11 protein-coding genes are annotated in these 14,122 nt (G+C 63.5%); 2 read left to right on the top strand and 9 right to left on the bottom strand.

The window, feature by feature from the left end:
• Positions 1-114 precede the first annotated feature (114 nt).
• From UP06_RS24710 to UP06_RS24690, 5 genes are all read right to left on the bottom strand, one after another.
• Positions 115-2,634 (bottom strand): M56 family metallopeptidase, encoded by a 2,520-nt coding sequence (locus tag UP06_RS24710; RefSeq protein ID WP_045006250.1) that lies wholly within the window; start codon positions 2,632-2,634, stop codon positions 115-117.
• On the bottom strand, positions 2,631-3,023 hold the full coding sequence (locus UP06_RS24705) for a BlaI/MecI/CopY family transcriptional regulator (RefSeq protein ID WP_045006249.1): 393 nt from the start codon (positions 3,021-3,023) through the stop codon (positions 2,631-2,633). The genes UP06_RS24710 and UP06_RS24705 overlap by 4 nt, the downstream gene beginning before the upstream one ends.
• 217 nt (positions 3,024-3,240) lie before the next feature.
• The gene (locus UP06_RS24700) at positions 3,241-4,872 is read right to left on the bottom strand and encodes an NAD-dependent malic enzyme (RefSeq protein WP_082078574.1); all 1,632 of its coding nucleotides are present in this window, start codon (positions 4,870-4,872) and stop codon (positions 3,241-3,243) included.
• Between the two features lie 184 nt (positions 4,873-5,056).
• Complete coding sequence (locus UP06_RS24695) at positions 5,057-6,055, bottom strand: Bug family tripartite tricarboxylate transporter substrate binding protein (protein WP_045006297.1); 999 nt, start codon at positions 6,053-6,055, stop codon at positions 5,057-5,059.
• A gap of 103 nt (positions 6,056-6,158) precedes the next feature.
• On the bottom strand, positions 6,159-8,498 hold the full coding sequence (locus tag UP06_RS24690; RefSeq protein ID WP_045006247.1) for a mechanosensitive ion channel domain-containing protein: 2,340 nt from the start codon (positions 8,496-8,498) through the stop codon (positions 6,159-6,161).
• A 243-nt stretch (positions 8,499-8,741) separates the two neighbouring features.
• Here UP06_RS24690 and UP06_RS24685 point away from each other — a divergent pair, with 243 nt between their 5' ends.
• Both UP06_RS24685 and UP06_RS24680 read left to right on the top strand, forming a co-directional pair.
• On the top strand, positions 8,742-9,365 hold the full coding sequence (locus UP06_RS24685) for a hypothetical protein (protein ID WP_045006246.1): 624 nt from the start codon (positions 8,742-8,744) through the stop codon (positions 9,363-9,365).
• Between the two features lie 411 nt (positions 9,366-9,776).
• Positions 9,777-10,661 (top strand): MBL fold metallo-hydrolase, encoded by an 885-nt coding sequence (locus UP06_RS24680; protein WP_045006245.1) that lies wholly within the window; start codon positions 9,777-9,779, stop codon positions 10,659-10,661.
• Positions 10,662-10,976: 315 nt separating this feature from the next.
• Here UP06_RS24680 and UP06_RS24675 read toward each other — a convergent pair whose 3' ends face one another.
• From UP06_RS24675 to UP06_RS24660, 4 genes are all read right to left on the bottom strand, one after another.
• Positions 10,977-11,219 (bottom strand): DUF3551 domain-containing protein, encoded by a 243-nt coding sequence (locus UP06_RS24675; RefSeq protein WP_050032009.1) that lies wholly within the window; start codon positions 11,217-11,219, stop codon positions 10,977-10,979.
• Between the two features lie 128 nt (positions 11,220-11,347).
• The gene (locus UP06_RS24670; protein WP_045006244.1) at positions 11,348-12,265 is read right to left on the bottom strand and encodes a polyphosphate kinase 2 family protein; all 918 of its coding nucleotides are present in this window, start codon (positions 12,263-12,265) and stop codon (positions 11,348-11,350) included.
• Positions 12,225-13,244: a branched-chain amino acid ABC transporter permease gene (locus UP06_RS24665; RefSeq protein ID WP_045006243.1), complete on the bottom strand. Its 1,020-nt coding sequence runs from the start codon at positions 13,242-13,244 to the stop codon at positions 12,225-12,227. The genes UP06_RS24670 and UP06_RS24665 overlap by 41 nt, the downstream gene beginning before the upstream one ends.
• On the bottom strand, positions 13,241-14,122 hold the full coding sequence (locus UP06_RS24660; protein WP_045006242.1) for a branched-chain amino acid ABC transporter permease: 882 nt from the start codon (positions 14,120-14,122) through the stop codon (positions 13,241-13,243). The genes UP06_RS24665 and UP06_RS24660 overlap by 4 nt, the downstream gene beginning before the upstream one ends.

Below are 14,122 nucleotides of genomic sequence, written 5' to 3'. Positions count from 1 at the left end.
GCTACGAAGTGTAACACTAGAGCTGGATCGGCGCAAGCCGAGATTGAAAGCCCAACCGTGCTGTCCCGACCGAGCCAACGCGCATCCGCAATCCGGCGGATGCGCGTGAGAGGTCTAGAAACTCGGCCCGAGCGCGATCTTGGTGATCGTGCCGTTCCTGACGCCGATGCGCCATTCCGCCGAGCCGTTGGCGAACTGGGCGATGTAGATGTCGCTGTCGAGCGCGGTGACGCCGCGGAACGAGATTGCGCGCAGCGTGCCGAGCCGGGTCAGGATCGCCTGATCGAACGGAAGCTGCTGACGCGTGAGATCGGCAACCTCGGTCGTCATGAGATCATAGTCCGGCTGCCCCTTGCCGACGCCGTCGATATAGCGGCGCAGCATATCCTCGCCATTGGCGATCGGAACGTCGCGGCGTGCCGCACGCCCCTGCCGCGCGGCGAGGTTTGACGCCTCGACATTGTGGAAGCGCGTCTGCCGGCCCGGCATCAAGACCTCGAGGCACCGCCCGGACTTGTCGGCAATCATCCACGGATTGTTCACAGTGGTCGTGAAAGCCCAGGAGGTGGCGGGCCTGACCACGCCCTGCGTCTTGCGATTGCCTGCGGCGTCGAGATTGAAGACCTGGATGTCCTCGCCCATGTCGTTGTAGATCATGACCCTGATCGGCGAGGTGCCGGCGCGCCCGCGAACGTCCGGCTCCTCGGCACAGGAGACCATGCCTCCGATCTCGCTATTGCCATCGGGACGGAGCAGCACGTCGCCGGCCTTGCCATCGGGATCGATCAGCAGGCGGAATTCCGCCGTGCCGTTCTCGAACTTCGCGCCATAGATGTCGTAGCCGCCGGGGCCGACACCACGAAAGAAGATCGATTCCACCGCGCCGAGCGCTGCGACCGTCGCAGTCAATTCGCCGAGCTGCAGGTGCACCTTGGCGGCGAGCGGCGCGCTCATGCGGTCGTAGTTCGGCGTGCCGTGGCGCAGATCCTCGATCCCGCGCAGGATCATCTCCTTGCCGCCGTCGGCAGGGACCTGCTCCCGGAAGCGATCCGGAACCTGCGCGATACGGCGTGCGAAGTCGGCCTCGATCGCCTGCGCCACGCCTGCGTCGATCCGCGGCGCAAGTCGGGCGCCGAAGACCGCATTCTGGACCAGCACGCGCGAGACCTTGGCCTGCCCGTCGCGCAGGAAGATCAGGAGATTGCGGCCTTGAATCGAGAAGACATCGGCACCTTCGGCCAGCAGCGTGGCACCGCCCTGCACGGTTTCCTGTACCTGGAGGCGATCGCCCTCGCGCCGCACGGTGAGCACGCGGTTCGGCGCGACCCTGTACCAGCCGACATATTGGTCGCGCGACGCCGGATCGGCGGCCGGCGTCGGCGTTTCAGCGACGCGAACCGCCCGCACGTCGCGGCCATTCATGTGCAGCATCAGTTCGGAAGACCGGCGCTCCGCATTGAGCGGGAACCTGATCTCGCCGAACGACGACGCGTAGGACGCCGTGCCGTCATTGCCGACCGTGAGGCGCAGCTTGCGCTGCCCGGTGAGCTGTCCATAGAGATCGTCACCCTCGCGGAAGATCGCGAACACCGAGGCCGGGCCCATCGCGTAGAAATTGACGAACGGGCGATAATGCTCAGCCGGCACCTCGCCGAGATTTTCCGCGACGGGCGCGGGATCCGGTGTGCGATAGGCGATCATGCCGGCGGAGATGATCGTGACCGGCACGATCGCCGCCGCGATCCACAACCGCTTGCGCCAGCCGACCGCCACGGGCATGGCGGCGGCCGCGATGATGCGCTCGACGCGGGCGCGCACGGTCGAGGCCCGCGCCATCGCGAGCTCCATGGGCCGTGGCTTCACGCCGGTTGCGACGTCCAGCAGGATCTCCGCATAGGACCACCGGTCGTCGATCACCTCGATCGCCTCGGCATCGCTGATGATCTCGGCAAGCTCGGCGAGCCGCGCGAGCTGCCACCACGAGAACGGGCTGAACCAGAACACCGCACGATTGAGGGAGGCGAGCAGCAGGACGTAGAAGTCGCGATTGGCGACATGCGCGCCCTCATGCGCGAGCACCGCGAGGCGCTTCTTGGCGTCCCAGCCGGCAAATTGCGGCGGCACCAGAATGGTCGAGCCGAAAGTGACGGGACCGCCGACGTCGCGGCTGACGCGCACGTCGGCATCGATCAGCTGCCCGCCCTTCATCGGTTTTGCCGCCCGCGCCATCCGCCAGGTCAGGCCGAGGCCGATGGCCAGCCGCAGCAGCAACAGGCCGGCGACGACGGCATAGGCTATGGTGGCCACAAGCCACCAGTTGATCGACGCGATACTCCTGGCCGGCGGGGCCATGTTCGTGCCGGGCGAGATCGGCAGCGCCGGCTGCGGCGTCTCGGACATCGAGATATCGGCCGGCCACAATTCGTCCGGCACCGGCGCCGACAAGGGCAGCCGGTCGATGGTGAGCGTCGGCCAATGCATCACGAAGGGCATCGCCAGCGACGCCAACAGCACGACGACCCACGCCGTCATCTGGACGTGCGGATTGCGCACGCGAAACAGATTGAGACCGAACCAGACGACGCCTCCCAGCACGAAGGAGCGTAGCGCCGCCTCAGCCAGAGTTGCGATCATTCTTTCTTCACTCCCCTCGCCTTCTTCGCCTTGGCCACCTGGTCGGCCAGCGTGCGCAATTGCTGCTGGTCGAGCATCGCATTGTCCACCATGCCGACGAGGACCTCCTCCATCGAGCCGTTGCAGAACCAGTCGACGATGCGCTGCACCGCCTTGGCCGCAACCTGCGCACGTGGTTCGGCAGCGTGGTAGACATAGGTACGGCCGTCCACGGTGTGGTTAGCATAGCCCTTTTCTTCGAGCCGGCGCAGCACCGTGCGGACCGTCGATTCCTTCAGCCGACGCGACAGCCTTTCGCGCACGACCTCGGCCGTGACAGGACCATGGGCCCAAACCAGTTGCATGACCTCGTGCTCGAGGTCGCCCAGGTCGGGCAAACGATCGTCCATGGTGGCCTACCTAACGGCTTGAGTTCTCTTGTAACGCTACAGATCGTCGCATATACGACCGCGCCGCGCAACGGCGATTCCACCTGAAATGGTATCGCCGTGCTGACCTAATGAGCGCGTTGCGACCCGCGAGGGCGGTGCGCTCCCTCTCCCGCTTGCTTGCGGGAGAGGTGACCGAGCCAGCCGCCAGATCGAGTCAATCAGAAGTCATCAGGCGTCAGTACCGCGGCTCGTACATCTGGGATCGCACCAGGCCCGTCACGTCATTGGGCGCGGGTCCGTCGGCCAGCCCGCGCTGGTAGGCGACGTCTGCGACCGCAGCGGCAATCCCAACGGAGACCTCGCGGATTCGCGGCAATGCCGGATAGAGGCTGCCCTGTGCGAGGTCGTCCTTGCCGACGCAATTGGCGAGCGAGTGAGCGGCGGCCATGAACATCTCGTCCGTGACCAGCCGCGATCCGCTAGCGATGACGCCGAGGCCGACGCCCGGGAAGATGTAGGAGTTGTTGCCCTGCCGCGGCACGAAGGTGCGGCCGTTGAGCGTCACCGGGTCGTAGGGGCTGCCGCAGGCGAACAGCGCACGGCCTTCGGTGTAGCGATAGGCATCCTCCGCCGAACATTCGGCCTTCGAGGTCGGGTTGGACAGCGCGAACACGATCGGATGCTCGTTGAGCTCGGCCATCGCCTTCAGCACCTCGGGCGTGAACGCGCCGCCGACCGCGGCGACGCCGATGATCGCCGTTGGCTTCAGCGTGTTGATCGCGGTGAGGAAGTCGGCGATTGGCGCCTGGTCTGTATGCGCATAGCGGAGCTTGTGGCCCGACAGGCCCGCCCGACCGCTGACGACAAGGCCGCGGGAATCCACCAGCCAGTTGCGCCGAAGCGACTCGGCCTCGGAAGCGCCCTCCGCCATCATGGCGGAGACGACGAGATCGGCGATGCCTGTGGCCGCCTCGCCCGCACCGAGGAACAGGATGCGCTGGTCCCTGAGCTTGCCGCCAGAGATGCGCAGCGCTGAAAACAAGCCGGCGAGTGCCACCGCCGCGGTGCCCTGGATATCGTCGTTGAAGACGCAGGCCTCGTCGCGATATTTGTGCAGCAGCTTGAACGCCGAGTGATTGGCGAAATCCTCGAACTGGATCAGCACGCCCGGGAACGTCTTTCGCGCCGCGACCATGAATTCGTCGACGAAGCTGTCATAGGCCTCACCCGTGAGCCGCCGCTCGCGCAGGCCGAGATAATAGGGATCGTTCAACAGCTCTTCGTTGTTGGTGCCGACGTCGAGTACGATCGGGAGACAATGCTCGGGATGCACGCCGGCGCAGGCCGAATAGAGCGAGAGCTTTCCAACGGGAATGCCCATGCCATTGGCACCGAGATCGCCCAGCCCAAGGATGCGCTCACCGTCGGTCACGACGATGAGTTTTGCGGGATTGGGCCAGTTCTTCAGGATGTCCGCGATCTGGCCGCGATCGCGCGAGGAGATGAACATGCCGCGCGGCCGCTGGTAGATCAGGCCGTATTTCTGGCAGGCAAGCCCAACCGTCGGCGTGTAGATGATCGGCTGGATCTCGTCGATATTGTCGACGACGACGCGGAAGAACAGCGCTTCGTTGCGGTCATGCAGTGCGTTCAGCGCGACGAATTTTTCGAGGTCGGTCGGCAGCGTGCGCAGATTCGTGAGCACGCGCGCGACCTGTGTCTCCATCGTCAGCACACACGGCGGCAGCAGGCCGCGCAAGCCGAGCATATCGCGCTCCGCTTCCGTGAAGGCGGTGCCCTTGTTGAGCAAGGGATCGCGCAGCAGCGCCATGCCGTGAGCGGGATCGGACGATGTCGGTTGGGCCACGACCCGGGCAGGTCTATTCACGAATTCCCCCAAGGAGTTTCTTATTGAACGATCGGCATTGTCGGCCACCGCACCATCGAGATCAAGGACGTTGCCCCTCAGGCAGCGATTGTGATCTCGCACCGCAGCGAGATTTTCGTGCAGCTCGCAGGCTGCGCGCGACGCAAAGGTTAACGTCGCAAGGCTATTCCGGCTTGATGTCGGCGGCCTTGACGACCGGCCACCATTTCTCGGTCTCGGCCTTCTGAAAGGTACCGAGTGCTGCGGGCGATTGCTGGTCCGATGGTGGAATCTCCTGCCCTAGTTCGGCAAAGCGCTGCTTCACGGACGGATCGGCAAGCGCGGCAACGATGGCCGTGTTGAGCTTGGTGACAATCTCCTTCGGCGTGTTCTTCGGTGCCCAGATGCCGTGCCAATAGGAGATATAGAGGCCGGGCAGGCCCGCCTCGTCGACGGTCGGGATATCAGGCGCGGATGCGAGCCGCGTCGGCGCGGTCACCGCGAACGCCTTGATCGAACCGTTCTTGTAGTGCGGCAGCGAGTTCGACGCCTGGTCGAACATGATGTCGATCTGCCCCGCGACGAGATCGATCATCGCAGGCCCCGCGCCGCGATAGGGCACGAACTGGAAGTCGGTGCCGGTCTTTTCCTTGAAGAAGACGCCGGCGACATGCGCGCCCGTGCCGGCACCGGCTGTCCCGGCGCTGGCCTTGCCGGGGTTCTCCTTCAGCCAGGCGATCAGCTCCTTGAGATTGTCGGCCTTGAGTGACTTCCGGCCGACGATGAGCTGCGTCCCCATCGCGACCAGCGCAACCGGCTCGAAATCGGCGACCACGTCATAAGGCAGTTTGAAGATCCCGCCGTTGAGCACATGCGTGCCCCAATGGCCGATCGTGATGGTCGTGCCATCCGCGGCCGCGCGCGCGACGCGAGCCCCCGCAATGCTGCCGGAGGCACCGGCCACGTTCTCGACCACGATCGTCGCATGCAGCTCGGCCGCGATCCGTTCCGACAGGATCCGCGCCAGCGTGTCAGTCGGCCCGCCCGCCGCGAACGGCACCACGAGGGTGATGGGGCGTGACGGAAACGACTGGGCGCCGCAAGGCGCGGTCCACAGCGCAGATCCGATCAACGCACAAATGACGATCACATGACGGCGCAATCCGGCCCACAGCCCCCGCATCATTCTCTTCCACCCTTTTTGTCGCCCGCATGTCATCTGCGGGCTGGAGCCGGAGTGAACGCTGCCGGATGAGCGGAGGCAAGCCGGAAAATTTATCGAGCGGCTATCCGGCCGCCCGTCTTGGCGTCAAATTGGCCGCGCTATCAGCCTGTGGCGCGATCTGCATCAGAATCGTCTGGGTGGCGGATGCGACCTCGATGCCGTTCTGCTGGAAACGCTGCTTCATGCGGCGGTTGAACTCGCGCTGGACCGGCCAGCGGCCCGCCTCCGTGCAGCGGATCTGGCCGACGATCGACACCATCGCGCCATCGACCTTGTCGATGCCCCAAAGATCGAGATCGCCGCGGATGACACCGCGGAATTCCGGCTCGCGGCGCATGTCATCGACAATATCCTTGAGGATCTGGCCAGCGCGGTCAGTGTCTTCCTTGTAGGCGACGTTGACGCTGACGGAGGCGTTGCCGGCGCCGCGGCTGGCATTGGTGATGGTCGTCACCGCGCTGAACGGCACGATGTGCACGGCGCCGTCGCCGGCGCGGAGGCGAATGGTGCGGATCGAGACGTTCTCAACGACGCCGGAGAGGCCCGAGACGCTGACGTTGTCGCCGACCTGGACCGTATTCTCCAGCAACAAAAACAGGCCGGTAATGAGGTCTTGCACGAGCTTCTGCGAGCCGAAGCCGATGGCGATGCCGACGATGCCGGCACCCGCGAGCAGCGGCGCGACATTGACGCCGATCTCGCTCAGCGCCGTGAGGCCGACGACGGTGGCGATCACGCACAGCAGCGCGGTCCGCAGCATTGGTTGGAAGGTGCGCAGCCGCGCGGCGCGGGCATAGTGTCCGTCGCGCGACAGCGTATTGATCTGGCGATCCAGCAGAGCGTTGCTGGCTTCCCAGATGGCCGCGGCAATGAACACGGCGAGGCCGATCGTGACAACCGCCGAGATCAGCCGGCTGCCGATCTGGCCGCCATAGAACCAGACGATGGCGTCGACGCCCCAGACTTCGAGCACGGCCACAAAGCCGATGAAGGCAATGACGCCCGAGACGATTTTTCGCAGCAGCGGCAAATAGCGGTTGGCGCGGATTTCCAGCCCCGGAAAGCGCTGGAGGATCTCCGGATTGATCCGAAAACCGCGGTCGATCAGGCTCAGCGTCACCATGATGGCGACGCGCGTGACCAGCACCACCGCGATGGTGCCAACGAAATATTGCAGCAGCAGTGAATAGCCGTTGCGGATGTTGAGCGCCCACACCGCCCACAGTGCCAGATCGAGCGCGATCGCAAGATAATGCCAACCGCCGGCGATGCGGTTGCGAAGACGTGCCGCGATCCCCTGCCGCTCGGCCGGCGCGCGGATGGCGTCCGCGACCTGGCGGCGGCATTGCAGGATGATGACGACGACGAAGAGATGCACGACCAGCATCACCATGCGCAAGAGCGCCGCGTAACCGGCGCGATGCAGGCCGAGCAACAGCGCCACATTGGCAAAGGCGATGCCCGACACGCCGACGCCGACGATACGGCGCGCCCAGATCTCGATATAGGCTGCCGTTTCGGCGCGGACGGGAAACAGGCCGAACGGCCCGGCCAGCGCGCGAACGACGCAAATGAGTCCGCGCGAGAACACATAGGCGTTGACGACGGCGAGGATCACGAGTCGGACTGTCGCGGGATTGCCGATCTCCGTTCCGAGCAGCGCGCTCGCCAGACCGACAAAAGCGAACACCGGGAGCAGCTCAAGCACGAGCCGTCCGAGCACGAAGGGCAGCCGCAGCAACAATTGCCAGACACGGGCGAGGCTATGGCGATGCTTGTGCAATTCCGGCGAAGGGGTGACATCGGCCACCGATGATGGCGGATCGGCAATGGGCAGCACCTGCGCCGGCAGGCGCGCGGTTTGCGGCACGCGTCCTTCGAGGAATACCACGGGACGCCGGATCAGGCGAAAGATCACCCACTCCGCCGAGAGGGCGCAGCCGAACACCAACGCGAGCTTCCAGGCGATCTCGATCAGGAGATTATAGGCGTCGGGATCATTCGCGGTTCGCACGATCCAGTAATAGAATGCCGGGAAATGCGTGAGCGTGCGGGCCATATCGGCGACTTCGCTCGAAATCTCGCCGATCTGCTCCGACACGGTGAGCAAGAGTTGCGCGCCGAGGCCGTCGGCCGAGAGCGGGATCGGCGATTTTGGCTCGGGCGCCGGCGGCGCGGACTGTTGCGGACCCGACGCGTTCGCAATCGCGCGCAACGTATCGATCATCTGCGCACGCTTCTGGTCATCCTGGAGCGTCTCCAGTGCACGCCTGGCTTCATCAGGCGACAGCGCAGCGGCATTGTTGGAGGCCGGCGCAGCCAGCTCGGCGCGGGCGGCAGAGAGAGAAGAGATTGCGAGGAAGAGGGCTGCGAGAAATGCCTGAACAAGCTTATGCGACACGGGGATTCCCTGGAAAAATGAAATGCACCGGCGGAATCGTGACCGCGCGAAGCACTGCGTCATGCCGGATCAGCGTTATTCGCCCCGATCCTGTGTCGGAAGTTTGCCGATGAGGCGACCATCTCTTGGCATTTCTCTTGGCATTTCCTTCGGCATTTCCCGCAACGCAGCCATGATGGAACCGCGCCATAGCCAATGGCGAAAAAGCATGCGAGAAAATCGCGGGATTTCGGGGGCCCTCACATGACGCAGTTCGACCGGCGCAGGCTTGTGCTCGCGGGAGCCGCGGCCCTGCTCGGCACGCGATCCGCGATTGCGCAGAGCGGACCGACCTTCATTTATCGCGGCATCACCGTCGACACCGGCGCCGCGCAGGTCTTATCGAACCTCAAGGAGATCGTGGCGTCGTTGAAGCACCAGATCGACATCGTGGTCGAGTGCGGCGCCAAGCCCGAGATCATGGCTTTCTTCAAAAGCCAGCCGGTCTCGGTCAAGCCCGGGCAAGGCGATGGCGGCGGCCATTTCTCCTCCAAGGTCGAAGGCGTCACAGTAGATGCGGCGGTCTTCGCGCCCGAGAAGCCCGTGCTGCTGCACGAGCTGCTCCACGCCTATCATTTTCGCGTCTTGCCGGCCGCGTTGCAGAATCCGGACCTCGTGCGCTTCTACGACATCGCCAGACAGAACGAGCTCTATCCGCCGGATTCCTATGTGCTGAAGAACGTGCAGGAGTTCTTCGCGGTGACGGGGAGCCTCTACCTCTGGGGCAATGTCGACCGTCCGCCCAACGACCGCGCCACGCTGCACGACAAGCAGCCGGTCTATTATCAGTGGCTCGGCGATCTCTTCGGCGTGCAGAAGAAAGCGTAGCGGTCACCCCAAAGCGCACAGCGCCGGGCAGGTAGGGGCTATGCCACACTGATGCAGCCCTCTAAACCTTGGCCCGGCGTGCCGTTCGCGGTTTCTGCCGCTATGCGATAGTCCGAACGAGCTCCATCGCACTTAACGCGGCTGGATCTGCGGAGGTGGTGTCATAGACCTCCCCTTGCTCTTGATGTGGACGTTACGCGTCGCTTGTTTGCGACCGCACTGATGGTCCTCCCGTGACATAAAACTGTCAAGCAGGATCGCGGGCTCCGGAATCACATTTGCAGACGCGTTCCGTCCTGTTCCCGCGACGTATTGGCCGCATGAGGCAACGGAATAAATCCCTCTCCGCAGCGTTTGTGTCGAAGAGGATACCCGCTTTTCCCGCCCTCATTCTTTTCCAGAAAGCCAGAGATGAAATCATTGTTCTGCATCGCCGTTCTCGCGGCCCTCGTGACCGGATCAGCCTCGGCGCAATCCCCGCCGCAGACCTCGACCAAAAAGGTCGACGGCACCGAGAACGTCTACATCTTCCGCTATGGCGGCCATCAGTCGATGTTCGTGGTGACACCGCAGGGCGTGATCGCGACTGATCCGATCTCCTACTTGCGTCCCGCTAAGCCTTATATCGACGCGATCAAGGCGGTCACCGACAAGCCGATCAAATACGTCATCTACAGCCATCACCATTATGATCACATTGCCGGCGGCCAGCCGTTCAAGGATCTCGGCGCCACCTTCATTGCGCACCGCCGCACCAAGGAGCGGCTGCTTGAGCTGAAGAAGCAGAATGCGCTCCTGGCCGACATCGTGATGCCGGACCAGGTGGTCGACGAGAAGAAGACCATCACGCTCGGCGGCACTACGCTGGAGCTCGACTATGTCGGCCGCAACCATTCCGACAATTCGCTGGTGATGCGGCTGCCGAAGGAGAAGCTGGTCTTCGTGGTCGACTTCGCGCCGATCGAATCGGTCCAGTTCCGCAACATCCCCGACAACGCCTCGCCGCTGGAATATATCGCCTCGCTGAAGAAGCTGGCGTCCCTCGATTGGGAGCGCATGATCCCCGGACATCCCTATGCCGGCGGCCGGCTTGGCACCAAGAAGGACGTCGAGGACGACATCGCCTACATGGAAGACCTCTCCGCCGAGGTGAAGAAGGCCGCCGACGCCGGCAAATGCTTCGACACCGCGATGAAGGAAGTGAAACTGCCGAAATACGAGAAATGGGCGAACTACGAGAGCGGCCTTCCCGCCAACGTCGAGCGCTTCTGCTACTGGTGGGGCCGCGGGTATTGAGACCGGGCTTGCGCTGAATCGTAGGGTGGGCAAAGCGAAAGCGTGCCCACCAATCTTCATCCCGGGAGAGGTGGTGGGCACGGCGCAAGCGCGCCTTTGCCCACCCTACGGGATCTGAGACCTAGCTGCGACCGGTGTTACGCTTTTATTGAGGGGCACAGGGGCGATGGTGACATCATGCTCCTGTTTTGCCCGACGGAGCAAACGGATTCTCTAAATCCGAATGGCACCACGCCAGCCGTCAAGCCCTTGATTCCGTTGTCGTCGGCTACTGTGCATGGGGTTGTTTTCGAGAAATCGGTGGGTGGGCAATCTCTAGCGCGAGTGCCGTCTCGTTCTCGGCGACCGCACCGCGGATGCCCGTGAAAAATAAGGATTCATCAGGCAGGTCGCGGGACGTCCGGACGCTGCGACCTGGCACTGGGCAAAATTGGGAAAGATGCAATCCATTCGCTCGCCCTCGAGCTCGCCGAACACATGCAGGCAGACCGGGGAGCGCGGATCATAGGTCTGCGCCCGCGCGGGCACGATCGTCAGGACCAACGCAAGCGCGCACACAGCGAGAATAGTCTTGGGAATAGTCTTGGCCACATCGACCTCGAATCAGGGACCTGCTTCAGCAGCTCGACCGTAGGACAACTGCGAAAGCCGGCAAAGCCCGGCGCCGCTTGAGCACTCGGCCGGCGTCACCGCTTCCCCTTCCCTTCCCGCTCCAGCGCCTTGCGCACGTTATCGAACTCCGCCACAGAGGCCTTGTCGGCGCGGGGGAAGCGCAGGTCGAGCTTTTCGAGCGCCGCGACGATCGCCGAACCGATCACGACGCGCGCGAACCATTTGTGATCGGCCGGCACGACATACCAGGGCGCATGCGGCGTCGCCGTGTGGCGGACGATGTCCTGGTAGACCGCCTGATAGCGCGGCCACAGCGCGCGCTCCTTGATGTCGTCCATGGAGAATTTCCATTGCTTGGACGGATCCTCCAGCCGGTCAAGGAAGCGCGCGCGCTGCTCCTCCTTGGACAGATTGAGGAAGAATTTCAGCACCACGGTGCCGTTGCGGCAGAGATAGCGCTCGAAAGCGGAGATGTCCTCGAACCGCTCCTTCCAGATGTTCTTGGTCACGAGCTTTGGCGGCAGCTTCTCCTTGGCGAGGATCTCCGGATGCACGCGGGTCACCAGGCATTCCTCGTAATGCGAGCGATTGAAGATGCCGATATGGCCGCGCTCCGGCAGGGCGATCACATGGCGCCACAGGAAGTCGTGATCGAGCTCCTTGGTGCTGGGCGCCTTGAAGGAATGGACCTCACAGCCCTGCGGGTTGATGCCCTCGAAGATCGCCTTGATCGCAGAATCCTTGCCGCCGGCGTCCATGGCCTGGAATACGATCAGCACCGACCAACGGTCCTGGGCATAGAGCTTTTCCTGGAACTCGACGAGGCGCTTCTTGTTGGCGTCGAGTATGTCCTGCGCCTTCTCCTTGTCGAGGTCGCCCTTCTCGCTGGTCTTGTGCTTGTTGAGGTGAAACTTACCGGCGCCATCGTAGCGGAACGGCGTGATGTAGCGGTCAAGTTCCTGGGCGAGCGATTTGGACGGCTTCTTGCTCATGAGCGCGGGATACCTTGCGTTGCGGCTTCAATCGGTCGAGCACGCTACCAAGGATGCCCTTCGGAAGGAATATGATGAAAAGCACCAGCAGCACGCCATAGACGAGGTTGTCCCAACCGACTGCCCTGGTGCCGAAGCCGATGCGCAGGGTTTCCGCCAGCATGATGGTGATGACCGCGCCGACGGTCGGGCCGAGCGAGACGAAGAGGCCGCCGACGATCGCTGCGAACACCATCTGGAGCGACACCGCGATACCGCTGACGGTGTCGGGCGTGATGAACATCTGGTACTGGCAGTAGATCGCGCCCGCCAAGGCTGTCATCAGCGCGCTGATCAGCGTGATCTTCAATTTTTCCGCGGTGACGTCGACGCCGGCGGCAGCAGCGGCGTCCTCGTCCTCCGAGATCGCCTCCAACGCATAGCGGCTCATGCTGCGGTCGACCAGGTGCCAGACAATGATGCCCGCGAGCCAGACCCCGAGTGCGATCAGATACCAGGTCGTCTTGTCGTCGAATTGCAGCGCGAGCAGCTTGCTGCCCGAGGCGCGGTTCGGCGTATAGCCGAGCGAGCCGCCGGTATAGTCGCGCGTGGCCGTGATGACCTGAAGCACGATGCCGGAGAGCGCGAGCGTCACCAGCACGAAATAGTGTCCGGTGATGCGAAAGCGGAAGCAGGGATAGCCGACGATCAGCGCCAGCACACCGGCCGCGACCATGCCGATGGGAATGCCGATCCAGGGCGACAGGCCGAGGTGATTCCACAAGAGCGCGGTGACATAGGCACCGATCCCCATGAAGCCGCCATGTCCGAGCGAGACCAGGCCGAACCGTCCCATCATCGACCAGGACGTGTAGGCGAACGACCAGATCAGGATCAGCACCAGGATATGCAAATGATAGGGATCGCGGTAGACGAACGGCAGCGCGATCAGCGCCGCCAGCCCTACGACCCACGCCACAAGCCGGCCCCGCCCCATCATCGGCGCCTCTCAAGCAGGCCCGCGGGCCGGATGAACATCATGACGATGAAGAAGGCGAAGGCGAGCACGTAGCCCCATTCGAGATCGGAGAACAGGCCGCCGAGTGAGATGATCTCGGCGAACACGAAGGCGGCAATGAAGCCGCCGATGAAATTGCCGAGGCCACCGAGCACGCAGATCAGGAAGGTGATCGGCCCGAACGAGAGGCCGACGAAGGGATGCACGTCATATTGCAGCACCAAGAGGCACGCGGCGAGCCCGGCCAGCCCGCCGCCGATCGCGGACGTAATGAGATAGATTCTCTTCGTATCAACGCCCATCAGCGCCATGATCTGCCGGTCCTGCGAGATCGCGCGGATCGCTGTGCCAGTGAAGGTGCGCGTCATGAACAGATAAACCGCGACCATGCCAATCAGCGCGGCCGCGAACGAGAGCAGCCGCGCGTAGCTGAAATTCATCTCGCCGAACGCCAGCACCGGCAGGCGAATGCCGAGATTGCGGAAGTCGATACCGAAGGCGACGGTGGCAAAGCTCTGGAGCACGAACAGCACGCCACCGGTCGCAAGCAGCTGGTTGATCGGCGGCGCGGTCAGCAGCGGCGCGATCACAAGATAATGCAGCAAGGCGCCGAGAATCGCGACGAGCAGGATCGTCAGCGGCGCGGCGGCGAAATAGCTGATGCCGTAGTACTGGACCAGGAAATACATCGCGTACATGCCGATCATCACGAGCTCGGCATAGCAGATCCAGGTCACGTCGATGACGCCGAAGATCAAATTGAGCCCGAGCGCAAGCAGCGCCAGCACGCCGCCGAGCAGGATGCCGTTGATCACGGCCTCCAGCAGATAGATGTCGAAAATATCCAGGAACCCCTGCAT

It is taken from the genome of Bradyrhizobium sp. LTSP857 (assembly GCF_000938285.1).
Classification (GTDB): domain Bacteria; phylum Pseudomonadota; class Alphaproteobacteria; order Rhizobiales; family Xanthobacteraceae; genus Bradyrhizobium.
Note: the sequence above shows the minus strand (reverse complement) of the source record. Positions and strands in the feature narration are given on the sequence as shown.